Source organism: Natronobacterium texcoconense, assembly GCF_900104065.1.
Taxonomy (GTDB): Archaea; Halobacteriota; Halobacteria; order Halobacteriales; family Natrialbaceae; genus Natronobacterium; species Natronobacterium texcoconense.
The window spans coordinates 1-23,012 of the sequence record NZ_FNLC01000004.1; the positions used below are offsets into that span (position 1 = coordinate 1).

21 protein-coding genes are annotated in these 23,012 nt (G+C 64.3%); 11 read left to right on the forward strand and 10 right to left on the reverse strand.

The features are described 5' to 3' along the window. Positions 1-517: 517 nt before the first annotated feature. The gene (locus BLR35_RS16055) at positions 518-850 is read left to right on the forward strand and encodes a HalOD1 output domain-containing protein (RefSeq protein WP_090384206.1); all 333 of its coding nucleotides are present in this window, start codon (positions 518-520) and stop codon (positions 848-850) included. 23 nt (positions 851-873) lie between these two features. Here BLR35_RS16055 and BLR35_RS16060 read toward each other — a convergent pair whose 3' ends face one another. After that, a complete protein-coding gene (locus tag BLR35_RS16060) occupies positions 874-1,614 on the reverse strand; it encodes a TraB/GumN family protein (RefSeq protein WP_090384208.1) in 741 nt (246 codons plus the stop codon). A 231-nt stretch (positions 1,615-1,845) separates the two neighbouring features. On the opposite strand from BLR35_RS16060, the gene BLR35_RS16065 reads away from it, so the two are divergent. Together BLR35_RS16065 and BLR35_RS16070 are read left to right on the forward strand one after the other, a co-directional pair. Next, on the forward strand, positions 1,846-2,091 hold the full coding sequence (locus BLR35_RS16065; protein ID WP_090384209.1) for a hypothetical protein: 246 nt from the start codon (positions 1,846-1,848) through the stop codon (positions 2,089-2,091). Between the two features lie 108 nt (positions 2,092-2,199). Next, entirely contained in the window at positions 2,200-3,063 is an 864-nt protein-coding gene (locus BLR35_RS16070) for an alpha/beta fold hydrolase (RefSeq protein ID WP_090384736.1), read from the forward strand. 27 nt (positions 3,064-3,090) lie between these two features. Here BLR35_RS16070 and prf1 read toward each other — a convergent pair whose 3' ends face one another. Beyond that, positions 3,091-4,350: a peptide chain release factor aRF-1 gene (gene prf1, locus BLR35_RS16075; RefSeq protein ID WP_090384212.1), complete on the reverse strand. Its 1,260-nt coding sequence runs from the start codon at positions 4,348-4,350 to the stop codon at positions 3,091-3,093. A 160-nt stretch (positions 4,351-4,510) separates the two neighbouring features. On the opposite strand from prf1, the gene minD reads away from it, so the two are divergent. The 3 genes from minD (at position 4,511) to BLR35_RS16090 (ending at position 7,601) form a co-directional block, all read left to right on the forward strand. Next, positions 4,511-5,371, forward strand: a complete 861-nt coding sequence (gene minD / locus BLR35_RS16080; protein ID WP_090384214.1) for a MinD/ParA family ATP-binding protein — start codon at positions 4,511-4,513, stop codon at positions 5,369-5,371. Between the two features lie 307 nt (positions 5,372-5,678). Further along, the gene (locus BLR35_RS16085; protein WP_090384217.1) at positions 5,679-6,191 is read left to right on the forward strand and encodes a DUF8159 domain-containing protein; all 513 of its coding nucleotides are present in this window, start codon (positions 5,679-5,681) and stop codon (positions 6,189-6,191) included. A 321-nt stretch (positions 6,192-6,512) separates the two neighbouring features. After that, the gene (locus BLR35_RS16090) at positions 6,513-7,601 is read left to right on the forward strand and encodes a hypothetical protein (RefSeq protein WP_090384219.1); all 1,089 of its coding nucleotides are present in this window, start codon (positions 6,513-6,515) and stop codon (positions 7,599-7,601) included. Between the two features lie 14 nt (positions 7,602-7,615). Here the strand turns inward: BLR35_RS16090 and argS are convergent, their stop codons facing one another. From argS to BLR35_RS16125, 7 genes are all read right to left on the reverse strand, one after another. After that, positions 7,616-9,406, reverse strand: a complete 1,791-nt coding sequence (gene argS / locus BLR35_RS16095) for an arginine--tRNA ligase (protein ID WP_090384221.1) — start codon at positions 9,404-9,406, stop codon at positions 7,616-7,618. A 396-nt stretch (positions 9,407-9,802) separates the two neighbouring features. Beyond that, complete coding sequence (locus BLR35_RS16100; protein WP_090384224.1) at positions 9,803-10,117, reverse strand: YbjQ family protein; 315 nt, start codon at positions 10,115-10,117, stop codon at positions 9,803-9,805. A 92-nt stretch (positions 10,118-10,209) separates the two neighbouring features. Continuing rightward, a complete protein-coding gene (locus tag BLR35_RS16105; RefSeq protein ID WP_090384228.1) occupies positions 10,210-10,746 on the reverse strand; it encodes an NUDIX domain-containing protein in 537 nt (178 codons plus the stop codon). Between the two features lie 25 nt (positions 10,747-10,771). Then, complete coding sequence (locus BLR35_RS16110) at positions 10,772-11,902, reverse strand: pyridoxal-phosphate dependent enzyme (protein ID WP_090384231.1); 1,131 nt, start codon at positions 11,900-11,902, stop codon at positions 10,772-10,774. After that, entirely contained in the window at positions 11,902-12,861 is a 960-nt protein-coding gene (locus tag BLR35_RS16115) for a succinylglutamate desuccinylase/aspartoacylase family protein (RefSeq protein ID WP_090384234.1), read from the reverse strand. The genes BLR35_RS16110 and BLR35_RS16115 overlap by 1 nt, the downstream gene beginning before the upstream one ends. A gap of 90 nt (positions 12,862-12,951) precedes the next feature. Then, the gene (locus BLR35_RS16120) at positions 12,952-14,490 is read right to left on the reverse strand and encodes a stage II sporulation protein M (protein ID WP_090384236.1); all 1,539 of its coding nucleotides are present in this window, start codon (positions 14,488-14,490) and stop codon (positions 12,952-12,954) included. Positions 14,491-14,586: 96 nt separating this feature from the next. After that, on the reverse strand, positions 14,587-15,054 hold the full coding sequence (locus tag BLR35_RS16125) for a TRAM domain-containing protein (RefSeq protein ID WP_090384239.1): 468 nt from the start codon (positions 15,052-15,054) through the stop codon (positions 14,587-14,589). Between the two features lie 155 nt (positions 15,055-15,209). Here BLR35_RS16125 and BLR35_RS16130 point away from each other — a divergent pair, with 155 nt between their 5' ends. From BLR35_RS16130 to BLR35_RS16150, 5 genes are all read left to right on the forward strand, one after another. Continuing rightward, positions 15,210-16,001 carry an electron transfer flavoprotein subunit beta/FixA family protein gene (locus BLR35_RS16130; RefSeq protein ID WP_090384241.1) on the forward strand — a complete coding sequence of 264 codons (792 nt, stop codon included), beginning with the start codon at positions 15,210-15,212 and terminating at the stop codon, positions 15,999-16,001. Next, positions 15,998-16,951: an electron transfer flavoprotein subunit alpha/FixB family protein gene (locus tag BLR35_RS16135; RefSeq protein WP_090384243.1), complete on the forward strand. Its 954-nt coding sequence runs from the start codon at positions 15,998-16,000 to the stop codon at positions 16,949-16,951. Before BLR35_RS16130 ends, BLR35_RS16135 begins: the two co-directional genes overlap by 4 nt. Before the next feature lie 314 nt (positions 16,952-17,265). Then, on the forward strand, positions 17,266-18,525 hold the full coding sequence (locus tag BLR35_RS16140; RefSeq protein ID WP_090384245.1) for an ABC transporter substrate-binding protein: 1,260 nt from the start codon (positions 17,266-17,268) through the stop codon (positions 18,523-18,525). Next, a complete protein-coding gene (locus tag BLR35_RS16145) occupies positions 18,525-20,906 on the forward strand; it encodes a methyl-accepting chemotaxis protein (RefSeq protein ID WP_090384247.1) in 2,382 nt (793 codons plus the stop codon). Before BLR35_RS16140 ends, BLR35_RS16145 begins: the two co-directional genes overlap by 1 nt. Before the next feature lie 45 nt (positions 20,907-20,951). Then, positions 20,952-21,794, forward strand: a complete 843-nt coding sequence (locus BLR35_RS16150; protein ID WP_090384250.1) for a polyprenyl synthetase family protein — start codon at positions 20,952-20,954, stop codon at positions 21,792-21,794. Positions 21,795-21,800: 6 nt separating this feature from the next. Here BLR35_RS16150 and BLR35_RS16155 read toward each other — a convergent pair whose 3' ends face one another. Next, positions 21,801-22,940, reverse strand: coding sequence for a DUF373 family protein (locus BLR35_RS16155; protein WP_090384252.1), 1,140 nt, complete (start codon positions 22,938-22,940; stop codon positions 21,801-21,803). Positions 22,941-23,012: the final 72 nt, after the last annotated feature.

Below are 23,012 nucleotides of genomic sequence, written 5' to 3' on the forward strand. Positions count from 1 at the left end.
CCGTTTACGGCGGGCGTGAATCCAACAACGCTGATACAATCACTGTTCGGCAGCAATACGGATATTTAAGGATCATCGTGTCGTAGTATGACGTACACCGAGGCGGTCACCCCGCCACCTAAATGCACAATATTGGGACTCCGAGACCCAATACGTTCGAGACACCCATCTCGAACCGCTGTGGTGTCTCGGCCAACAAGATAACTCCGAGTCCCATGCCGGGATAGGAGTAACGGCGGTGTGGCCCCGCCATCGGCCCGTCATGCCGACGGGTCGTAAACCAGCAAATATCCCAACTCAGCGGTGCGGTGCCGTGGGAAGCCTCGCCGTCGTCGGGCATAGCCCGACTGCCTGAGGGATCTTCGATCCCTCTCCGTTTACGGCGAGGAGGAGGTCACTTGTCTCTGAACGTCACGCCAGAACGACAGTCTATCGAGAGATACCGGAAGAAAGCGCCCAGTACTGAAGGGATACACTTTTGGTCTTCACCTCCAGACCGTCGAGGGAACGAATAGCCATGCACGAACGCACACCCCCGTCGTCGCACTCGAGCCCATCCGCAGTCTACCGAGCGGTTCACGATCCGGACGGTCCAGCAACGCTCAGCACCACGGTCGTCCACGCGTTGGCCGACTGTATGGGGGTCGATCCGACCGACGGGCGAATCTCGCTGTACGACGCCGTCGATCCCGATGCTCTCGACAAACTCTTTCGCCCGCGCCACGACGGAACGCCCCGTTCCAGTGGTCACGTCTCGTTCGTCGTCGCCGACCATCAGGTTACGGTCTACAGCGACGGAGAAATCCTGATCGAACCGCCCGCAGCCGACTCGAGGTCGGACTGGCGTTAACCGCGCTCGGACGTCTCTCCTTTCTACGCCGATAGCTCGTCGGCCAGTCGCTCCAGGTGATCGACGCCGACGACGGCGACGACGTCGCCCTCGCTCCGTCGTAACTCCTCGAGTCGATCGATCATACACTGTTCTCGCGTATCGTCTCTGTAAGCGAGCGCACTCTCGCCGCCCTCGACGCTCCCGAGCAGCGCCCTGACGCCCGCGACGTGTGAGCGTTCGTGGGCCGCCTGTTGCTCCGGCGGATCGTCGTGGCTGCAGTCGTACTCGATCGGCTCGTGATCGTAGGCGACCGTCATCGAGGTCGCGTTCGTCACGGTCGCGGCAACGCGACAGGCCACTGCCTCGCGGGTCGCACCACTGAGACTCGAGACGACGCGGCGAGCGATCGCCGGCGAAACGCGGTCGGCGACCAGTCGCGCCAGAAGCCGCCGGAGGAACGACCAGTTCGGCGCGTCGATACCGACGACCTCCGACTCGGGTGCGGCCCGGATCGCGGCGCTCATCTCGCCGCCAAATCGGGGTCGGTCGTCGCCATCGCGGGCGTAAGCACGGTACAGCGGGACCGCTGCAGGGGGCAACTCGAGTGCGAGCGTGTCGGGGTCGATGGCGTCGAGGGCGCGTTCGACGCGGCCGACGCTGGCCGGGTGGTCGTGGACGACGCCGAGGAGGGTGACGTCGCCGTCCGCACCGGAGACCTGGCGGCAAAACCGCTCGGTGACGCGGGGATCGTCGATCGAGTCAGGGAACTCGTAGCCGTCCATTGATCGCCTGGTAATACGGGACTACCGGTATAACCCTTGTGTTGTGGCCAGGTAGAAGTTCGTTACTCGACGTTACAGGCTTCCGAACGGTCGTGTGACGGGGTATAAGCGAACTGGCGTCAGTTTCGGTCACCGTAACGGTCCAGTGGTCTGTACAACGGTTTCGGTCGTTTATTCTCCAGCAGTCCTAGCTGCTCGTAGCCCGGTTCCGATCGACGGGACTGACGATGCATGACTCGGGAGAGGCTCACGAAAGACGACGAAGGGAAACGCGTACTGAACACCGACGGGACCGAAGTCGGTCGCATCGTGGCTGTCGAAGACGACCGCGCCTACGTCGAGCCCGATCCGGGGATCACCGACACGATCAAGGCCAAACTGGGCTGGGGAGAGGCCACCGAGGAAGCTCACCTCCTCGACGAAGGCAGTATCGAGGAGATCACCGACGACGTCGTCCGCCTTCGGGGGACTCTCTGAGCTGTGGGGTTCGACACCGATCGTGTAAAGCCCGGACTCGCCACTCGAATCGCCGGAAGTCTCGTTCGATACGTTATTCATCCCTTCAGCCGAGCTATCGAACGACTCGTGTCGATCTACCGCTCTTCGACTGGCCGACGCGTGCTCGAGCGAGCCTATACTGACGCTCTCCGAGACCTCGAGGTCGACGTCGGGAAGCGACGGGTCGAGACGCGCCACGGCACGACGCACGTTCTTCTGGCAGGGCCTGCAGACGGAGAGCCGCTGCTCCTGTTTCACGGCGGCAACGCGACGAACCCGATGACGCTGTCGTGGTACACCGGACTGGCCGACGAGTATCGACTGATCGCACCGGATACCGTCGGCCAGCCGGGATACAGTGCGGAAAACCGCATCGATCCGAACGGTGACGGCTACGGCGAGTGGGTCGTCGACCTCCTCGAGGCGTTCGGACTCCAACGCGTTCCGATGATCGGGACGTCGTACGGGAGCGGTATCGTCCTCCGGACGGCGGCGATGGCACCGGATCGCATCGACCGTGCCGCGTTGGTTGTCCCCGCGGGATTCGGGACGGGATCGCTCGCCTCCCTACTGCGGGTCGGTCTCCCGTCCGTCCTCTATCGGTTTCTCGGAAGCGAGTGGCTGCTGGAGTACGTTCTGCAATCGATCGTCACGGAACCAACGCGCGATCCCGTCGTTCGCGACACCGTCGGCGCGTCGCTGCGACACGTGCAACTCGAGCGTGAGTTCCCCGAAGCCACCGCGAACGAACTGGCCGACTTCGACGCGCCAGTTGCGCTGTTCGTCGCCGAAAACGACCCGTTCTTCCCACCCGACGCGATCGTTTCGCGTGCTCGAGACCGCCTTCAGTCGCTCTCGACAGTCGAGGTACTTTCTGGAGAGAATCACATCCTCTCATCGGCCGCTCGAGACCACGTCATGGCGTCTCTTCGCGAATTTCTCGAGAAGTAAAACGACTGCCAGGAGGAGCGCCCGTGATTAGACGCCGGTCGAGTACCGTAGAAGGCCCGCGAAGCCGCCGAAGGCGTTGTAGAGCTGTTCGCCCTTCTCGAAGTCCGTGGAGATGAACTTCGTCTCGGTGCCGCGCTGTTCGGCGATCTCGATGAGGTGGTCGATGGCGTCCTCGCGGTCTTCTTCTGTCGCGTCGACGTCGCTGCCACAGTCGCTGCAGGTGTGGCCGGGCGTCGACTTCCGCCGGTCGATCACCTCGTAGTCGGTGTTGCCACACTCCTCGCAGTCGAAGGTGACGACGTCCTTCCGAAGATCCTCGCTGATCAGCAGTCGGTCGACCGACCCCATCACCAGGTTCTGTCGAGTCTGTTCGAACCCGTAGGTGGCGAGGTCGCCCGCGTTGAGTTCCTCGAAGAACTCCTCCATCTGCTTCTTGTCCTTCATCACCTCCGCGTCGGCCAGCGCGTCCTCGGCGTTGTCGACGAGGTCATAAAGCCCCGACTCGTCGGTGTAGGCGACGTCGAACTTGCCGATCACGTTGTCCTGAATCTCGTGGTGAAGGTAGTCACCGTCGAGGAACTCGTCTTTGGTCGGCGAGGGGCCCCCGACGAGGATCCCGTCGAGTTCGTGTCGCTTGGCGACGAACAGGTCGTTCGCCATCCCCGCGACTTCCTGATAGAAGTTGTCGATCGCCTCGAGTCGCAGGCGGGCGAAACGCTGGGCGGACTGGCCACCTTTGCGCTGCTTGCCCGGTACCAGCGAGGAGGCGGACTTGACGGGTTCGACGCGTTTGCCCTTCAGCCAGCCGACGTTGGCCTCGCGGCGGTCGAGGACGATCAGGCCGTAGAGACCCTTGTCCGCCATCATCTCCTCGAGCGGTTCGGTGAGGAAATCCGAGTCGCAGTGATAGCGGAACGACTCGACGGGCTGGGGTGGGCTCTCGAGTACCTTGGTGACCATCTCGGTCCGGCCGCCGCCGGAGTCGACGGCACCCGAGAACAGCACCATTCCGTTATCTGGTGGGTACGTGTCGTAGTAGCGCAGTCGGTCCTTGATGCTCGTCAGCGCGTCCTGCACTGCGGTGCGGGTCTGCTTGGACTTGATGTTAGCCGCTTCGCTGTGTTCCTGGGTGACGTGCTGGACGACGTCGCTGATCTGTCGGTCTTCGGGAACGTAGATCGAAACGAGCTGCGTTCCGGAGCCGTCGTAGTTCTTGAGGTCTTCGATGACCTTCCGAAATTCGTATTTCTTCCGGTCTGAGTGCTCCTGCTCGCCCTCCTGGCTCATTGTCCCTAGAAAACGCTGCTGTGGGTAAGTATTCTTTGACACGCCCTCGAATGTGTGAGATTCCCGGCCGAAGCGCCGACTTGTTTTCCCATGATTCGGGGACGGACGTGAGGTGACGATTTAAGGTCTAGCCGTTCCACTGTCCGGACAGTACTCGAGTATGTCCCAAGAGACGGTGTACGCCATCGCGAGCGGGAAAGGCGGTGTCGGGAAGACGACGACGACGGTAAACCTCGGTACAGCGCTTGCTCAGGCGGACGAGCGCGTTGCCGTCGTCGACGTCGATCTCGGCATGGCGAACCTCGCCGGGTTCGTGAGCCTCTCGCCCGATTCGACGACCTTACACGACGTGTTGACAGACGACGCAACGATCGACGAGGCCACCTACCGGCTAGCGGATAACATCGTCGCCCTCCCGAGCGGAACCGGCTTAGACGATTACGCGAAAGCCTCCCCCGAGGGGCTTCGCGACGTCGTCGAAGAACTACGAGAGACCTACGACTACGTCTTCCTCGACGTCGGTGCGGGTATCAGCCACGAGACCGTCCTCCCGCTCGGACTCGCCGACGGCGTGCTCGTCGTCTCGACGCCCGAACCGGCCGCGATCCAGGACTCCCAGAAGACGGTCAAACTGACCGACCGCGCCGGCGGTACCGTCGAGGGACTCATCCTCACCCGAACCCACCCCAACAGCAGCATCGACTACACCGAAATCGCTGCACGACTCGAGGTTCCGTTGATCGGCACCGTGCCGGAAGATCCGGTCGCCCGCAGGAGCGTCTACGCCGGGACGCCGCTGGTGGTCTACAACCCCGACGGCCCCGCGGCGACCGCCTATCGAGAGATTGCAGCCGACCTTGCAGGAATCGACGTCGCACAAACCACGATCGACGACCCCGATTCCGAAGACGACGATGACGGTGACGACCCGGGTGACGCCGACGGCGACGGCGACGGTGGCTGGGAGGCGTCGCCGGACGAGGTCTCGAGCGCGATCACGGAAGCCGAATCCGATACCTGACCAGCGTTTCACGGGACGTACTCACTAACTCGCCGGTAGGGGCCGCCTGTATCCCCCGTCTCGGCACTCGAGACTGCGTTTCTATCGAAAGCGATGACTACCCATCGTTCGGGAGAGTCCACGTTTCTGGACCGTATTCGGACGGAACAGATAGCTATCTGTGAACGAAACCGAAACGCCGATATTATAGCACTATAGGGCCTGTATCGGCCATTTATCCTCTAAACAAACTGTCTTCGAAGTTCGGGTCAGATTGCAAGAGAGTACGAGCTAATTACTAATCCCTCCGTCTCTCGACCGCTCGACCATGGAGCGACGTAAGATCCTCCTCGGCAGTGGAGCCGCGCTCGCAACCGTCCTTGCGGGCTGTTCAAGTACCGAAACCGGCGAAGAAGACCCCGACGACGGAACCGACGACTCGGTCACCGACGACAACGGTGACGATGACGACGACGGTGACGACGGCGACGACGGGGTTCCTGGATTCGACGACGACGCACTCGAATCCGACAGCGACGTGATGACCGTCATGGACGTCGATCGAGACGACGATCGACTCTACGTCCTCACCCGAACCGAGACCACCGATCCAGAGGTCCTCTCGAAGGAACTCGAGACGGTCGCCCGCGACATCGCGGACGCGGTCACCGACCCCGACTACTTCAAAGACGAAATCCGCGAGGTCGAGTGGGTGCTCGAGTACGACGGCAGCCACGTACTCGGCGTATTCGTCAACGTCGAGTGGGTCATCGACTACCTCGAGGGCGAACTCTCCGAAGAGGAACTCGCCAAGAAGGTCCGGGAGTCGAAAGAGGAGTAACCGCGTTCGATTCCGTTCGACGACGCCTCGAGGGCTTGCGGCTCGATCCGACGCGGAACGCTGTCGGACGACGGCGTCTGCCTCCGTTTTCCCGACCGAAGCGGATACGAAGAGTACGGTGTCGCCCCGGTAGCACGGTGTGTCGAGAACGTTACGTCTCACGTTGCACGCCGTCTTCGGTCACGATCCTGCCGGATGCCCGTATTTGGCACACCGAGCCGACTACGGGACAAATATTTTATATTTCGTTAGCCGAGACTAGTTGTCGTGACAGCAACTTCCAGACGGACGTTTCTCGCAGCCTGCGTGGGGGCGGCTGTAGTGGGGTCCGGCACCACCGCTGCGGCCGAAGACGACCTCATGGACGACGCCATGGCCGAACAGGGTCGCTACCTCGCGAAATACGCCTCCGAGCGGCGGGAGTTATACGAGACGATGGGGCCGATCTTCGATCCACCCGAGCGCGAGGACTTCGAGGCGGAGTTCGTCGAAAGCCTCGCGCCGTCGGCGAGTTCGATGCTTCCAGGAATCGCCGGCGAAGCAGCCGAACTCCTCGAGACGCTCGAGTGGTACGGCGACATCATCGAGATGAGCGAGTTCGCCGACGTCGCCGATCAGGGATTGCTCGAGGAGTTCGACGACTCGCCTGGCCGGGGGAACGGCGGGCACGCGATGGACGAAGCCCACGGGGAACTCGAGGAACTGGCGGACCGAGCCGACGCCGTGACCGACGCCGCCGAAGCCTTCGCCGACGATCCGTCGGCTGAGCGTGGCCACGCTCTCGTCGAGGCGCTCGAGGCCGAACGGGACACCCTCGCGGCTGTCGAGTGGATCGACGCCTGGAGTGACGTCCATCCGCCGGCCTACGATTCGTGGCGGGTCGGAGACGCCGAGGAAGGGGCCGAACTGGTCCGGGACAACGCCGAGGCCGTCCTGACCGTCCTCGAGGCCGCCGACGACCTTCTCGCCGACCACCTCGAGACGGTTCGCGAGGGCGAGCTATTCGGCCTTCCGGAGATGGTGACGCTGTACAACCACAACGTCGACGACGTCAGGGCGAACGTCCCTGATGCCGCGCTCGACCTCTTCGCCGGCGACACGTACCACTTCCGCGTCCAGGAGGACGGCGAGGATCTGTCCGTGTACTGGATCGAAACCGAGGACTCCGGAACGATCGCCGACTACTCGATCACCGAACGGGACGGTGCCGACGCCGACGTCGTCGTCTCGGCCGACACCTACGAGACGATCCGGAACGCGGACGATCCTGTCGCGGAGGCCAGCGACGCTTACGGGCGCGACGACGTTACAGTCAGCGGCAACGGGTTCAGAAACCGGTTCAAGTACGGAACGGCGGACGTACTCGGCTCGTTCGTCAGTGGAGCCGAAGACGCGCTCGGAGAGAACTGAACGGCTGCGTTCGGTTACATCGACCGCGGCGCTTCCACGCCGAGAATCGACAGCGCGTTCGCGACCGTGTACTTCGAGGCCGCCACGAGCGCGAGGCGGGCCTCGCGCAGTTCCGGATCGACGTCGTCGGCGAGCACCGGACACTCCCGGTAGAAGGCGTTGAACCGGTCGGCGAACTCGCGGGTGTAGGTCGCGATCTGGTGCGGTTCGAGGTCGTCTGCTGCTTCGTCGACGGCTGCCGGGAACCGGCCGATCGTCTCGAGCAGGTCGCGTTCCGCCTCGGTCTCGAGTAGTTCTGCGTCGAGGTCGTCTGCAATCTCGACGTCACCCGCAGCGATTTCTCTGGGTTCGAAGCCGGCTTCCTCGAGGATGCCACAGCAACGCGCGTGCACGTACTGCACGTAGGGAGCGGACTGCGCCTCGAAGTCCAGCGCCTGATCCCACTCGAAGGTGATCGCCTTCGTCGGCTGTTTGGAGACGATGTCGTACCGGACTGCGCCGATGCCGACCTGGTGGGCGATACGTTCGACGTCCTCGTCGTCTAAGTCGTCGTCGCGGATGCGGTCGTCCAGGCGGTCCTCGACCTCCTCGCGGGCGCGGTCGATCGCCTCATCTAATAGGTCGTCCAGGTCGACGCCGGTGCCCTCGCGGGTGGACATCCCGAGGCCGCCGGGGAGGTTGACCCACGAGAAGATGACGTTCTCTAGCTGGTCGACGTCGTTGCCCAGCAGGTCGAGCGTCTGCTGGAGCTGGTTCGCCTGGAGTTTGTGGTCCTCGCCGAGGACGGTCACCGCGCGATCGTAGTTCTCGAACTTCCACTCGTGGTGGGCGAGGTCGCGAGTCGTGTAGAGAGTGGTGTCGTCCGAGCGCAGGAACACCATCTTCTTGTCGATACCGTGCTCCTCGAGGTCGAGTTGCCAGGCGTCTTCCTCGTAGACCGCTTCGTCGAGTTCCTTCAGGCGGGAGACGAGGTCTTCGGTGTCGCCGTTTCGCATGAACCGCGTCTCCTTGACGAACTCGTCGAACGCCGCGGGTAGTCGCTCGAGACACTCCGTCATGCCCGACAGCACCTGGTCGACGACCTCGCTGACGCGCTCGTAGGTCTCCTCGTCGCCTTCCTCGAGCCCCTGCATGATCGCCTCGATCTCGGCTTCGGCCTCGGCGACCTCGTCCTCGGGACCGTCCTCGAGGAAGGCGTTGCCCTTGCGGTAGTACCGCACCAGGTCGTACTCGATGCGGTCGCGCTCGGGTTCCGAGTCGAGATCCTCCTCGTCGAACGTCTCGTAGGCCCACGTGAAGACGGCCATCTGCCGGCCGGCGTCGTTGACGTAGTAGTGGCGGTCGACGTCGTACCCCGCGTAGTCGAGCAGGCTCGCGACCGCGTCGCCGACGATCGGGTTCCGCGCACGGCCGACGTGAACCGGTCCCGTCGGGTTCGCGCTCGTGTGTTCGACGACGACCGACGTGTCGCGGTCCTCGAGCGCGCCGTAGGCGTCGTCGGTCGCGGTCTCGAGCGTCTCACCGAAGTAGGCCTCGCTCGGCAGGAAGTTGAGGTACGGCCCCTGCGTCTGGACTTCGGAGACGTAGGTCAATTCGTCGACGTCGATCTCGTCTGCGACCTGTCCCGCGACCTGCGGCGGCGGCGCACCCGCCTCGCTCGCGAGTCGGAACGCGACGCTCGAGGCGAGCACGCTCTCGACGTCGTCCGGCGGTTCTTCGATCCCGAGGTCGTCGGTGGGGAAGTCGAGTTCGGAGAGCGCCCCCTCGAGGGCGTCCTCGACCTCCGCGCGTAGGGAGAGGAACATACCCGCTCGTATTCAGGGCGGGAGTAAAGGAATGTCGGGTTTGGTCGTTGATCGTGTTTGGGGCTACGTTGGGTTGTTCACAGTCGGATCGACCACCACGAAAGCCCCTGGCTCGCTCGACCCTCCGGGACTCGTTGCGGTCCTCGCTTCGCTGCGGTCCTTACGTCGCCCGGGAGGGATCGACCGAGCCAGCCCCTTTCATTCCCACCCCACTGTGACCAGTCGAGCAGCCGATATGGGTGGGAATGAAAGGGGCTGCCGGCTCCGGGAAGACGGGCGGAGTAAGCACGCGAGCAAAGCGAGCGCGCGCAACGAGACCTTCGACCGGAGCCGGCAGGGGCTTTCGTGGTGGTTTTGTTCGGCGTTAGGACAGCTGCCACTCCTTCGTTGTCGAGATTATTCGAGCGTGACCGCCGTCCCGTACGCGATCACTTCCGACCCACCTTCGGTGACCTTCGAGGTCTCGAGGCGAACGTTGACGACGGCGTCTGCACCCATCCGCTCGGCGTCGTCTTCCATCCGCGAAATGGCCTCGTCGCGGGCTTTCGTCAGCAGTTCGGAGTAGGCTTTCAGTTCGCCGCCGGTGATGTTCCGCAGACTCTGGGTGATGTCTCGGCCAACGTTGCGGGCTTCGACGGTGTTGCCGCGGGCGACGCCGAGGGCTTCGTCGATTTCGCGGTGCGGGATCGTTTCGGTCGTGACGATTTCCATACCCCACCGTTCGTTTCGGCTGACGTAAACCTGCCGCGGAGTTTCAGGGTGGGAAACCGTCGCTCCGGGACTCGAGCGGTGGCGACGCTCTCTCACTCGAAATGCGCGATAGCGGCCCGGAACCGCTCCTCGTGGACCGGCCGGAACTCCTCGCTCGAGTCGGTGAACTCGCTCGACGTCCAGAACCGGGCGTCGGCCGCGTCGCTGCCGGCCATCGGTTCGCCGGTCGCGTCCGCTCGATCGGCGACGTAGTACACCATCGTGACGTGCTTGCCGTTCCGCGGCGGTAATGCGGTCGCGTCCAGAATCTCGAGCGCGTCGGGATCGACCGAGACGCCGGTCTCCTCCTCGAGTTCGCGTGCGGCTCCGACCTCGGGTTTTTCGCCGACCTCCAGGTGGCCGCCGGGGATCGTCCACTCGCCGACGCCGGGCGGGACGGCGCGTTCGACACAGAGGACGGCTGGTTCGGGTTGGGAGCGGTCGACGACGGCGACGCCGGCACAGGGAACTGGGTTGTGCCAGACGACGCGCTCGCAGGTGGGACAGTGGCTGCGGTTGCGGCCGTCGAACGTGATCCGCTCGAGGGCCGTACCGCAGTGAGGACAGTAGTCGGCTGGACGGCTGACCATCTACCCGCCTATCGGGGTGGGGGGTTCAAAGGGTTTTCAGTCCGCTGCCGGTCAGTGGAACGACGACGTCGTCGTCTGCTGTGAGCACCCCGGTCTCGCGGTACCGCTCCAGCGCCGCGGGAGCGACCGCGCTCGTCGGTTCGACGTAGAAGCCGTTGCGGTGGAGGCGATCGAGCGTGGCCTCGATTTCGTCGTCGTCGAGCGCGATGGCGTCGCCGTCAGTTTCGTCGATCGCTGCGAGGATGTCGTCCCGGCGGGCGGGTTCGGTGATCTGGATCCCGTCGGCGACGTCGGTTCCCTCGGGGCCGCCGTTACCGCCGAGCGTCTCGACGATCGGTGCGTAGCCGCCCGCCTGCGCGCCGAGCAGTCGCGGCAGGTCGTCGACGATGCCGGCCTCGTGCAGTCGACTGAATCCGAGGTACGTGCCCAGAAAGAGCGTGCCGTGGCCGAGCGGGAGCACGATGGCGTCCGGTGCAGTCCACCCACGCTGGGCGGCGACCTCGAAGGCGAACGTCATCGTCCCCGCGTAGAACGCCGGATTCCAGGCGTGACTGGCGTACCAGCCCTCGCCAGTCTGGTGGGGTGCGCCGTCGCTCGAGTCGGTCTCGCCTTCGACGGCCTCGATGCAGGCGTCGGTGACGTCCTGCCGGGAACCTTCGATCCGGATCGGACGCGCGTCGGCCCGCTGGATCGTCATCAGTTTCGACTGTTTGACGTCCGCCGGAACGTAGATGTCCGCCTCGATCCCCGCTCGAGCGGCGTAGGTCGCGATAGCAGCGCCGGCGTTGCCCGAGGAGTCCTCGATGACCTTCTCGACGCCGAGTTCGACCGCCCGCGAGAGCGTCGTCGTCGCACCTCGGTCCTTGAACGAACCAGTGGGGAAGACGTACTCGAGTTTGAACTGGGCGTCCCAGTCGGGAGCGTCCACGAGCGGCGTAAAGCCCTCGTGGAAGGTGACGTGCTTCTCGATCGGCAGAAACTCGAAGAACGTCCAGAGCCCGTCGCTGGTGTCCAGTTGCGAGAGCGGCAATGGATCGCCCGTCGGAAGCGGCTGATCGACGAACTCGAGGGCGCGGCCACAGCCACAGCGCCACGGCTCCGACGGGCCGGCGTCGTACGCGGTCCCGCAGTCGGGACAGACGAGATCGGACGCCATCAGTAGGTGTCGACGTCGGTGCCGACCGAGCAGACGTACTCGCCGGTAGCGACCTGTGGCAGGCGTCGGGTCCGCCAGAGGATACCGTCGCTGTCGGCCGTGACGGTCTCTTTCGGTTCGCCAAAGGGCGTCGTCACCTCGTAGAGGGTGTCGCCGCGTGCCACCTCGTCGCCGAGTTCTTTCTGCAGGCTGACGAGGCCGCCACAGGGCGCGCCGTACTGTTCGAACCCGCTCGCACGGGTCTGGCTCTCGAGGTCGATCGATCCGTCGAGGAAGCCGTAGTAGGTGAGGACGTTCAGGACGCCCTCGACGCCCTTTCGGATGCTTTCCTCGTCCCAGCCGACGCAGCCGCCGAGTTCGGGATCGACGGTCGGGATGCCTTCGTCGGGGGCAGCGCGGGCGAGCTGGCCGTCCGGTCCTTTCTGGTCCAGAACGTAGCCACAGCCAAAGGCCTTCGCGAGTTCGAGACACTCGTCGTGGAGTCTGTGCCGCTGGCCACAGCGAACCCGGACCTCGTCGATCATCCGGCTGGTCGATCCCTGGTGGAGATCGAGGATCAGGTCCGCACGCTTCGCCACGTCGAAGGTTGCGGCGGCGATGCGCTCGCTCGAGGTGCCGTTCTCCGAACCGGGGTAGGCCCGGTTCATCTTCGTGTCGTCGATCGGGTTCCGGTGTTCGGCGACCTGGAACGCGTGGTAGTTGACGATCCCGACGATCAGGATCGTGCCAGCGATCTCGGTGGGATCGAGCTGTGGAACCACGCGCTGGAGCACGCCGACGCCGTTCAGTTCGTCGCCGTCGCTCGCTGCCTGCATGTAGAGCGTCTTGCCCGGTCGTTCGCCGTTTACGACGGCGACGGGGAGGCCGAACGGACTGCCGTCCCTGGTCTCACCGACCTCGAGTCGACCCGTATCGACCTCACCGGGGCCCGCGCTCGCCGTTCCGAGCCTCGTCGTCATGTCACCCACGACGGACCCGCCGGCCTTTATTGATTCGGTCTGTTCGCACGCAGAGACGGTGGCCGGCCCGAAAAAGCGGCGACGGCCGCTCTAGAAGAACGGCTGGTAATAGTACGGACTCACGAACCCTTCCACGAACGCAGCGATTGCGAGCAGGATACCGACCCCGACCAGTACCCAGAACGCCCGCTCGAGTTCGTCTGCGAAGGCCACGCGGCTGATCTTCCCGCGGGCCGCTCGCCAGAAGGTGACACCGAGCGAGATGCCGAGCGCGCTCGCGATCAGAATCGCCGGAATCTCGAAGATGCCGTGGGGGATCACGAACGCCAGCAGTTCCATCGGCTCGACCTCGAATCGAGAGAGAACGCCCATGAATACCCCGTTGAACAGCAACGAGATGATGGCTGGAACGACGAGGGCGAGCCCCGAGAACGCCGTCATTATCGCTACCATCCAGTTGTTTCCGAAGAACTCGAGCGCGGCCGCCGGCGGGATGTGTCCCTCGAGACGGGCACCGATCGAGGCCTCGAGCGCGCCGATGCCAGTGTAGGGATCTGCAGCCCGCCAGCCGGCCCAGAAGCTGACGACTGCGAGCGCGACGACGACAGCGTGGGTGATCGGCGTTGCCCGGACGAACGAGGTCATCTCGCTCCATCCTCGTTCGACTCCGTCGCGGAACTGCGTCCGGACGGAGCGTTCGGGCGACGGCGGCGGCGTCAGCCGACCGCGATAGTCACAGTAGATCGCCGTCTTCAGCAGGTCGAGTGCGGGCCACAGGAGGAACACTGTGAGAAGCGAGACGGCTGCGGCAGCCTCGATAAACGCGAGAATGCCCGAGACAAACACGAGCGAGACTATCGAGCCGACCGAAATCGCGTAGTAAAACAGTGCGCCGACCGGACGAGAGCGAACGAACGAGCCGGTCGCCGATAACGACCCGAAGACGCCTGCGTCGTCGACGACGACGGCGACCGGTGCGAACGCAAACACTGCCCGAACGACGGCGAACGCCGCGATAGCCACGAACGAGGCCAGCAGTGCGACGAGTACGCCGAGTATCGGGACGCCAGCGACGGCAAACCCACCGACGATGGCCATCATGACTGCGACGAAGCCGGCGCCGATGATCAGCCACAGGATGACCTCGAGGAGATACAGCGCGAGAAACCGCAGGGAGTACCGGCGTACGCCGGCGATACCGGCGACGAGTCCGCGTTCGTCACGCAGCCGGCCGTAACTGGCCGATAGCTGGGCGGCCGAGACGATCGGTGACAGGACGATGAGAATGAGAATCATTCCGGCCAGCGACACGAGAAAGAGTGCGGCCACCGCCGGTGTCATCAGTTGCTCCATGACGGGAACGAGCCCCTCGGCCCACGCTTCGAAGGCTTCCGGCTCGGCCTCGGGATCCGGTGGCGAGGTGTCGATCGCGGCGAGCTGGTCGAGTGCGGCGTCGAGTCGGCCGGTCGTCAAGAGGTATAGATAGCTGACGACAGCGGCCAGAAACGGAACGACGCGGGCGATGGCGGGGGTAGCAGCCCCGAGCAGATACACCGGGAGGAAGTCGCTCGGTCGGTTGCGAAACACCGCACCGACCGAAGCGACTGCGTCGGAAAGCGAACGGGACATGGTTGTCTGTCGACTTGTCCGTAGATAAAGAAATACGTTCCGGAGACGGATCGATCAGCGAAACGGGTCTCGAGACTGTGACTGTCCACTGCGCTCTTACGAGCCCCAGAAGTTGTCGCGGCTGCCGAGTCGTTCACGTCGGCTGGTGGAACCGCCTTCATCTTCGTCTTCGTCGTCCTCGCTGTCGACTGCCGGTTCGTCGCTGTCCTCCTCGCTGTCATCGTCTTCCTCCATCGGGAGCAACTCGAGTTTCTCCGCGCGGGCGTGATTACTGTGGACTCGAGAGATTTCGACTCGAGCGCGGGCCTCCGGCAGGACGCCGTCGACCATGACGATGAAACCGTCCTCGGTGCGGCCGACGCCGGCACCGCTTTCGTGCATGTCGACGACGTCGACGACGAGTTCCTCGCCGGACTTGACGGGCTGGGTCTTCAGATCCTCGATCGGCTGGCTGTAGTGGTTACACCACTCTTTGCCACCCCGATCACCGTAATGTTGACACCCCATTCCCGAGATTCGTTCGGAAAAACTCGGACAATCGTCGGCGAGTGGACAGTCTGCCATGGTCCGTAGTACCGTCGGCGTCGTTAAACCGTTTCCGTCTCGCGGGCACGGAGACGACGATATCGGCAATCGGCGCCAAAAACGATAAATGAACGACGACTCCGCGAATGAATGTTTCGAAAACGTTTACGGGAGGGACATCCGACTTGTAGACGATGAAAATCCTCGTTACGGTCAAAGAAGTCGCGACCGTCGAAGACGAGTTCGAGATCGAGGGTACTGAGATCGCGGATCAGTACCTCGGTGCCGACCTCAACGAGTGGGACGACTACGCCGTCGAAGAGGCCGTCCAACTCCAGGAGGCTGGCATCGCCGACGAAGTCGTCACGGTCACGATCGGTCCCGAAGACTGCGAACAGACCATCCGACAGGCGCTCGCGAAAGGCGCGGATCGTGCCGTCCGCATCTGGGACGACACGCTCGAGGGTGCCGACCTGCTCGACGTCGAGGCCAAGACGGACATCCTCACCGCCGTCGTCGAAGAGGAAGACCCCGACCTCGTACTGACCGGCGTCCAGGCCGGCGACGACGCATTCGGTGCGACCGGCGTCTCCGTCGCCGAGGAACTCGGTTTCGAGTGGGCTGCCGTCGTCAACCACCTCGAGCACGACCTCGAGGACGGCATCGCGTCTGTCCGTCGTGAACTCGAGGGTGGCGTCGAGGAGCTGACCGACGTCGAACTGCCGGCCGTGCTGACGATCCAGACCGGGATCAACGAACCACGGTACGCTAGCCTGCGCGGTATCCGTCAGGCCCAGCGCAAGGAACTGGACGTTCAGTCCCTCGCCGACATCGGCGTCGACGAGAGCGTCGCCGACTCCGACCTCGAACTGACCGACATGTACGAACCCGAGAGCGAAACCGACGTCACCGTCTGGGAAGGGAGTGCCGAGGAGACCGCCGGAGAGCTCGGTGAACTGCTCCGCGAGAAGGGGGTGGCACCATGACGGACGTCCTCGCAGTCGCGGACCACCGTCGCGGCGAACTGCGTGACGTCAGCTACGAGATCGTCACCGCCGGCCGACAGCTCGCGGACGAGACCGGCGGCGACCTCCACCTGGCGGTCATCAGCGGCACCGTCGACGAGTTCGCCGAGAAGCTCGACCGCGAGGGCGTCGACGTCGTTCACACCGTCGACTACGGCGAGGAGTTCAACCACGGTGTCTACACCCAGTCGGTCACCCAGCTGTACGACGAACTCGCCCCACAGTACGTGCTGACGCCCAACAGCGTCAACGGCCTCGACTACGCGCCCGCTGTCGCGAACGAACTCGGTCTGTCGATCGTCACCGACACGGTCGACCTCGAGACCGACGGCGACACGCTGGTCGCCACCCGCGAGATGTACGGCGGCAAGGTCGAGACGACGACCGAACTCGAGGGTGACGTGGTCGTCACGATCCGCGGTGCCGAGTGGCCTGCGGCCGACGGCAACGGCGGTGCGACGATCGAGGCGTTCGATGCCGACATCGACGAAGACGCGCTCGGGTCGACGGTCAACGGCTTCGAGGAGGTCGGCGGCGGCGACGTCGACATCAGCGAGGCCGACGTGCTCGTCTCGGTTGGCCGCGGTATCGAGGAAGAGGAGAACTTAGAGATCATCGAGGAACTCGCCGACGCGCTGGATGCGACGATGTCGGCCTCGCGGCCGATCGTCGACAACGGCTGGCTGCCGAAGAACCGGCAGGTCGGCCAGTCCGGGAAGGTCGTCACGCCCGACGTCTACATCGCGATCGGTATCTCCGGTGCGGTCCAGCACGTCGCCGGGATGAAAGGCTCCGATACGATCGTCGCGATCAACACGGACCCGAACGCGCCGATCATGGACATCGCGGACTACGCGATTACGGACGACCTGTTCGACGTCGTTCCCGCGCTTACGGAAGAGTTTCAGTAAGTGCGTGGTTCGAACGACGTGAGAACCACGGAGTAGCGAACGGGCGCGTTGCGCCCGCGAGCGACCGACGGGAGCGAGCGGCTTTTTGGTCCAGATTTTTTCGAGAGGGTGAGCGACCGACGGGAGCGAGCGTTTTCTTCGATTTTCGGAGCGAGAGCGCGGTGTCGTTGTGACCCGCACAACTGTAGCATAGCTGCTATCTCGTAACGAGCAGCCGACTCCTTTGATTCTCTATACCTAACCCAAATTAAAACATGCCAGACAGTAAATACGTTTGATCAATAGTTATATGTTATCGGTTACGTTGTGAACGTATGTCTAACCGATCGAGACGGCGTGAACTGCTGTCTGGAATCGGTCTTTCGGGTTTCGCGGCGCTCCCGGGCTGTCTCGAGAGCGTTGCGAGTCCGGAGACCGAGAGCGAAATCGGTGGTACCGACCGAACGCTGCGACTGGGGGTGTTGCTCCCGACGAGTGGTGATCTGGAATCGCTGGGTGTTCCGATGCGTGACAGTGCGGTGTTGCCGGTCGAGCAGGTCGAAGACGACGTCTCCTTCGAGTTCGACGTGCAAGTCGAGGACACCGAGACCAGTCCGAGCGCGGGAATCGACGCGGCGACGCGACTCGTCGACGCGGAGTACCCGATGGTCACGGGCCCCGCTTCCTCTGGGGCAACGCTGCAGGCGACCCAGCAGGTACTGATCCCACACCGAATCGCGAGTTGCTCCCCATCCGCAACCACGCCGACGATCACGGCGTTGAACGACATCGGACTCGTCTACCGCACGGCGGTCTCGGACACGTTGCAGGCGCGGGTGCTCGCCGATCGAGCGGCCACGGATCTGGACCACGAGCGTGCAGCGACGCTGTACGTCAACAACGACTACGGCTGGCAACTGAGTCAGGCGTTCACTCAGGCCTTCGAGACGGACCACGACGGGGCGGTGACCACACAGGTCCCCTTCGAGGAAGCGCGTAACTCCTACGCCGACGAACTCGAGCGCGCACGGGAGGACGACCCCACGCTGCTGGTCGTCGTCGGCTACCCCGAGAGCGGCGCGCAACTCTTCGACGATTTCGCCGCAACCGGCGGCGAGGAGGACGTCCTCGTCACCGACGGCCTTCACGACGGCGGTCTTCACGACGCGGTCGACCACTCCCTCGAGGGGATTCGCGGAACGGTGCCGCTGTCGGACGGTCCCGGCACGGAGGAGTACCTCGAGATACTCGAGGATCACGGACACGAACCCGAACTCCGAACGTTCGCGGGTCACTCCTACGACGCGACGGCCGTCCTGTTGCTGGCAAACGCCTACGCCGGGCAAAACGACGGGCAGGCGATCGCTAACGCCATCGACGTCGTGACGACCCGCCCCGGCCGGCCCGTCAGCCCCGCGAACCTCGCCGAAGGGCTCGAACTCGCGGGCGAGGGCGAACAGGTCGTCTACGAGGGCGTTTCGGGGCCGATCGAGTTCGACGAGAACGGAGACACGGTCGCAGCGACGTTCGAGTACTGGGAGTACGACGACGAGGCGGACGGCGGCATCCGCGAAATCGAACGGGTGAGCGTCTAATGTCGCGACTCGCACGACTGGTTCCGAAGGCGATCCGGAAACGGTACGTCGCGAAGTTCGTCGTGTCGATCCTCGTCGTTACGGTAGTCGTCGCAGCCGTGGGCTTTGCGGGATACGCGTCGATCGATGGAACGGTACGAGCCGACGCGAGCGAGCAACTCGAGTCGACGGCCGAGCTACAGGCCGACGGCATCGGTGACTGGGTCGAGACGATGCAGGTCCAGACGCGGACGCTGTCGGCGTCTTCCGAACTGGCAGCCGACGACACCCAGGAGGCACAGGGCAAACTCGTCGAGGAACAGGCACGCATGTCGGTCGACGTTCGGGCGATCCACTACGTCGACGCCGACGAGGAGACGGTCGTCACGAGTACGGACGACCAGCTCCGTGGCGTCTCTCTCGAGGAGGTCGACGAACCGTGGGGCGATGGCGCTATCGTGGACGACCTCGCGTTCGACGATGCAGTGTGGCACTCCGAACAGGCCTACGAGTCGTCGACGGGATCGCTCGACGATCAGGTGATGGCGTTCGCGAGCCGGATCGAGGACCGGAACGACCGATTCGTCGTCCTCGTCGGCACCCTCGAGTATCGCGTCGACCAGCTCGATCAGCCGGGTGCCGGCTCCTCGACCGCGATCGTCGACGGGACCGACACCGTCGTCCTCCAGCCGGAAGACGGCCAACTCGCCGCTGCAGACCTCGACGAGGAGGCGACGATGGCGGCACTCGGCGGTCGGATGAGCGTCGCCGAGGACGAGGAGTTCGTGCGAGCGTACGTCCCCGTCGCGGACACCGACTGGGTGGCCGTCTCGACGGTCCCGACGGACGAAGCCTACGGTGTCGCCGCCGACGTCGGGGCGACGGTCATCGGCATCGTCGTGGTGAGTCTCCTGACGCTCGGCGTTGTCGGGACGGTCCTCGGCCGACAGACGGTCGTCCCGCTGGCCCGGCTCAGGGACCGCGTCGACGAGATGGAAGACGGCAACCTCGAGACGGCGGTCGAAAGCAACCGGATCGACGAGATCGGCCGGCTGTTCGACGGCTTCGAGAGCATGCGTCGGTCACTACAGACGCAGATCGAAGAGGCGAAATCCGCCCGGGAAGAGGCCGAACGCGCCCGTGAAGAAACCGAGGCCATGAACCGCCACCTCGAGCGGAAAGCCGACGAGTACAGCGAGGTCATGCAGGAGTGTGCGGCCGGCAACCTCACTGTACGGCTGGATCCGGAAAGCGAGAGCGAAGCGATGGCCGAGATCGCGGCCGAGTTCAACGAGATGGTCGATGAACTCGAGGAGACCGTCGTCACCGTCAAATCGTTCGCGACGGAGGTCGCGACGGCTTCCGAGGAGGTGACGGCCTCCAGCGAGGAGGTTCGCTCGGCCTCCGTCCGGGTCAGCGAGTCGGTACAGGAGATCTCCGACGGCGCGACCCGGCAGAACGACCAAATACAGGCAGTCACCGACGAGATGAACGGTCTCTCGACGACCACCGAACAGATCGCCGCCTCCTCGAGCGAGGTCGCCGATCTCGCCGAACGGACTGCACGCACCGGCAAACGCGGACGCGACGCCGCACAGAACGCGATCGAGGGGATGAGCGAGGTCGAGACCGAGTCGGAGACCGCCGTCGAGGAGATCGAACAGCTCCAGCAGGAGGTCGAACAGATCGACGAACTCCTCGAGTTCATCACCGAAGTCGCCGAACAGACCAACATGCTCGCGCTGAACGCGAACATCGAGGCCTCCCGGTCCGGGGAGTCGTCCGACGGGTTCGCGGCTGTCGCCGACGAGGTCAAGAGCCTCGCCGAGGAGACGAAGACCGCGGCCGACGACATCGAACGGCGACTCGAACGGATCCAGACCCAGACCGAACGCTCCGCCGACGCAGTACAGGGAGCGAGCGATCGGGTCTCGGAACACACCGACTCCGTCGAGGACGCCGTCGAAGCACTCGACGAAATCGCCGACTACGCGACGAAGACGAACACCGGCGTCCAGGAAATCTCGGCAGCCAGCCAGCAGCAGGCGGCCTCGACCCAGGAAGTCGTCGCGATGGCAGACGAAGTCGCGACGATCGCGGCGGAGACGAGCGACGAAAGCGAGACCGTCGCTGCCGCGGCCGAAGAACAGACCTCGGCGCTGACGGAGGTCTCCCGGAACGCGAACGCGCTCGCGGAGCAGGCATCACAGCTCTCCGGGACGCTGAACCAGTTCGAGGTCGACTACGACCCTGCTATCGGCACGTCTCGGTCTGCAGAGTCGGTCGAAGTCGGGTTCGACGAACGAACGACGGCTACCGACGACGGCGGTGAGCCGGAACTCGAGGACGATTCATCGACCGATCGGTCCCTCGAGTCGGGTCCGGAACGGACCGACGAGTAATCGGTAACCGTCAGCTACTTTTTCACCCTCTTCTAAGCGCGGGTAATGGAACTTCTGGAGCGCCGTCGGGCGCTGATCGAGGAGCGTCTCGTCGAGGTCGTCGACGGCGTCGAGCCCGAGACGCTCAACGAGGAAGTTCGCCACGTGACGCTTTCCGGGGGGAAACGCGTTCGACCGATGGTCACCCTGCTTGCCTGTGAGACGGTCGGCGGGGAGGCCGAAGACGCGGTCGGATTCGGCGTCGGGATCGAACTCGTCCACAACGCCTCGCTGGTCGTCGACGACATCATCGACCGCTCGGAACTCCGTCGGGGAACGACGAGTGCCTGGTCTGAATTCGGTCACGGGCCGGCGATCGTCACGAGCGACGGACTGCTCGGCGAGGCGTTCGCGCTCTTCTCCGCGGATCCACAGGCCACCCAGGTCGTCGCGGAGGCGATGGTCGAACTCGGTATCGGCGAAGCGACGGAACTGTCCTCCCAGCCCACGAACGAAGACGAGTACATGACGCTAGCTCGACGAAAAACCGGCTCACTCTTCCGGGCCGCGGCCGAACTCGGTGCGATCGCCGCCGACTCGGACCCGCTCACCGTCGAGGCACTCGGCGAGTACGCCGAACGCGTCGGCGTCGCCTTCCAGATCCGGGACGACGTCCTGGACGCGGTCGCGGATCCCGACGAACTCGGCAAGCCAACCGGCCACGACGCCGAGCTAGAGCGTCCCTCCGTCGTCCAGGTGACCGACCTCTCACCCGAAGAGGCAAACGCTCGCGCTCGAGCCGAAGCCGACCGAGCGCTCGACGCATTCGAGCGCGTCGACGTCGTCGACCGAGAAGCGAGCGACTACTTGCGAGAACTCGCGGAGTTCGTCGTCGAACGGGAACGGTAATTCTGGTCAGGAACGGATTCTGTCGGCCGCGCGTGGCCCTTCTTCGGAATCGCCATCGGAATCGGCGTCTCGGTCCGAGAACCGCGACTCAGCGACGGCGAACGCGAGCGTACTCGTAATCCCGAGCAGCGTCCCTGCCGTCAGTGCCGTGGCGAGATAGCCGACGTCCGCTCGATCGAGTAAGAACCCGCTGACCCCGTGCAAGACCAGTGCGATCGAGACGACGTACACCGGCGCGTTGAGGTAGCGCCACTCGAGCGAGCCAGCGATGTACTCGTCGGTAATCTGCCCGAGACTGGTGGTGACGCCCGCAGCGGCGAGCCACTGGATCGAGCCGTAAACGAGCGCAGCCAGCATGACGGGAACGCCGACGTCGCCGGCCGCCGACTCCTGGATCGCCTCGAGTTCGTTCAGCCCGCTGACGCCCCCGAGGACGAAAAGCGCCGCGGCGACGACGTACGCGAGCAGGGTCGTCCGCCCGGCGTACAGCGACCGACGGGCCTGTGCTGCGGCGCTGTCGATCCGTTCGCCGAGTCCCAGTCCGCGCGAGATGAGATACAGGCCAAGCAGCGCGGAGGTCGTCCCGAGGACGAACCCCGGCCACTCCATGGCGCTGCCGATCAACGCGAGCGGATAGATCAAAAGCAGGATGCCAAGCGGGATCAGGACGGTCCCCCTTGTCTCGGGGTCGTTCAGCACCTGTTTGAAGGTGTAGTACATCGACTCTAAGTTCTGGGCCTGGCGGACGACGACGCGGCGGACGCCGTCGATGGGGACCCGCGAGCGGATGATCGGGATGACCGACTCGTCCTGTGCGCCGTCGGTGATAACGAGTGCGGTGACGTCCTCTGCGGTCGAGAGGCTCGCGAGGACGGTGTCGACCTCGTCGCCGACCTCGCGATTTGCTGCGACGTCGCTCTCCTCGTTGCCGGTGACGACCGCGACCTCGACGCTCTCGTCGCGCTCGTCGAGATCGTCGTAGACGTGTAGCCCCTGGAAGATCACGTTCACGTCGGAGTCTTCCGGGTCCGCGGTGGCGAGCGCGATGGCTGCCTCTTCGACGGGTTCGCGGCCGACGACGGGCGTCGAGAAGCCGGTCTTCCGACCGAGGTCGTCGTCGAGGTCGACACAGAGGACCAGCAGCATCGTCCGGCCGTACGCTAGCCGAGTTTAATTGTTTTCGGGACGACGATCCTCGGGCCGGCAGTCGAATAGCGG

Bases quoted from the DNA above. Each gene is read 5' to 3' on its own strand.
- BLR35_RS16125 (WP_090384239.1), bottom strand. From the start codon at position 15,054: ATGGCAGACTGTCCACTCGCCGACGATTGTCCGAGTTTTTCCGAACGA.
- BLR35_RS16140 (WP_090384245.1), top strand. From the start codon at position 17,266: ATGTCTAACCGATCGAGACGGCGTGAACTGCTGTCTGGAATCGGTCTT.
- BLR35_RS16055 (WP_090384206.1), top strand. From the start codon at position 518: ATGCACGAACGCACACCCCCGTCGTCGCACTCGAGCCCATCCGCAGTC.
- BLR35_RS16155 (WP_090384252.1), bottom strand. From the start codon at position 22,940: ATGCTGCTGGTCCTCTGTGTCGACCTCGACGACGACCTCGGTCGGAAG.
- BLR35_RS16135 (WP_090384243.1), top strand. From the start codon at position 15,998: ATGACGGACGTCCTCGCAGTCGCGGACCACCGTCGCGGCGAACTGCGT.
- BLR35_RS16150 (WP_090384250.1), top strand. From the start codon at position 20,952: ATGGAACTTCTGGAGCGCCGTCGGGCGCTGATCGAGGAGCGTCTCGTC.
- BLR35_RS16105 (WP_090384228.1), bottom strand. From the start codon at position 10,746: ATGGTCAGCCGTCCAGCCGACTACTGTCCTCACTGCGGTACGGCCCTC.
- BLR35_RS16115 (WP_090384234.1), bottom strand. From the start codon at position 12,861: ATGACGACGAGGCTCGGAACGGCGAGCGCGGGCCCCGGTGAGGTCGAT.
- BLR35_RS16065 (WP_090384209.1), top strand. From the start codon at position 1,846: ATGACTCGGGAGAGGCTCACGAAAGACGACGAAGGGAAACGCGTACTG.
- prf1 (WP_090384212.1), bottom strand. From the start codon at position 4,350: ATGAGCCAGGAGGGCGAGCAGGAGCACTCAGACCGGAAGAAATACGAA.
- BLR35_RS16145 (WP_090384247.1), top strand. From the start codon at position 18,525: ATGTCGCGACTCGCACGACTGGTTCCGAAGGCGATCCGGAAACGGTAC.
- BLR35_RS16110 (WP_090384231.1), bottom strand. From the start codon at position 11,902: ATGGCGTCCGATCTCGTCTGTCCCGACTGCGGGACCGCGTACGACGCC.
- BLR35_RS16060 (WP_090384208.1), bottom strand. From the start codon at position 1,614: ATGGACGGCTACGAGTTCCCTGACTCGATCGACGATCCCCGCGTCACC.
- BLR35_RS16085 (WP_090384217.1), top strand. From the start codon at position 5,679: ATGGAGCGACGTAAGATCCTCCTCGGCAGTGGAGCCGCGCTCGCAACC.
- argS (WP_090384221.1), bottom strand. From the start codon at position 9,406: ATGTTCCTCTCCCTACGCGCGGAGGTCGAGGACGCCCTCGAGGGGGCG.
- BLR35_RS16130 (WP_090384241.1), top strand. From the start codon at position 15,210: ATGAAAATCCTCGTTACGGTCAAAGAAGTCGCGACCGTCGAAGACGAG.
- BLR35_RS16120 (WP_090384236.1), bottom strand. From the start codon at position 14,490: ATGTCCCGTTCGCTTTCCGACGCAGTCGCTTCGGTCGGTGCGGTGTTT.
- BLR35_RS16100 (WP_090384224.1), bottom strand. From the start codon at position 10,117: ATGGAAATCGTCACGACCGAAACGATCCCGCACCGCGAAATCGACGAA.
- minD (WP_090384214.1), top strand. From the start codon at position 4,511: ATGTCCCAAGAGACGGTGTACGCCATCGCGAGCGGGAAAGGCGGTGTC.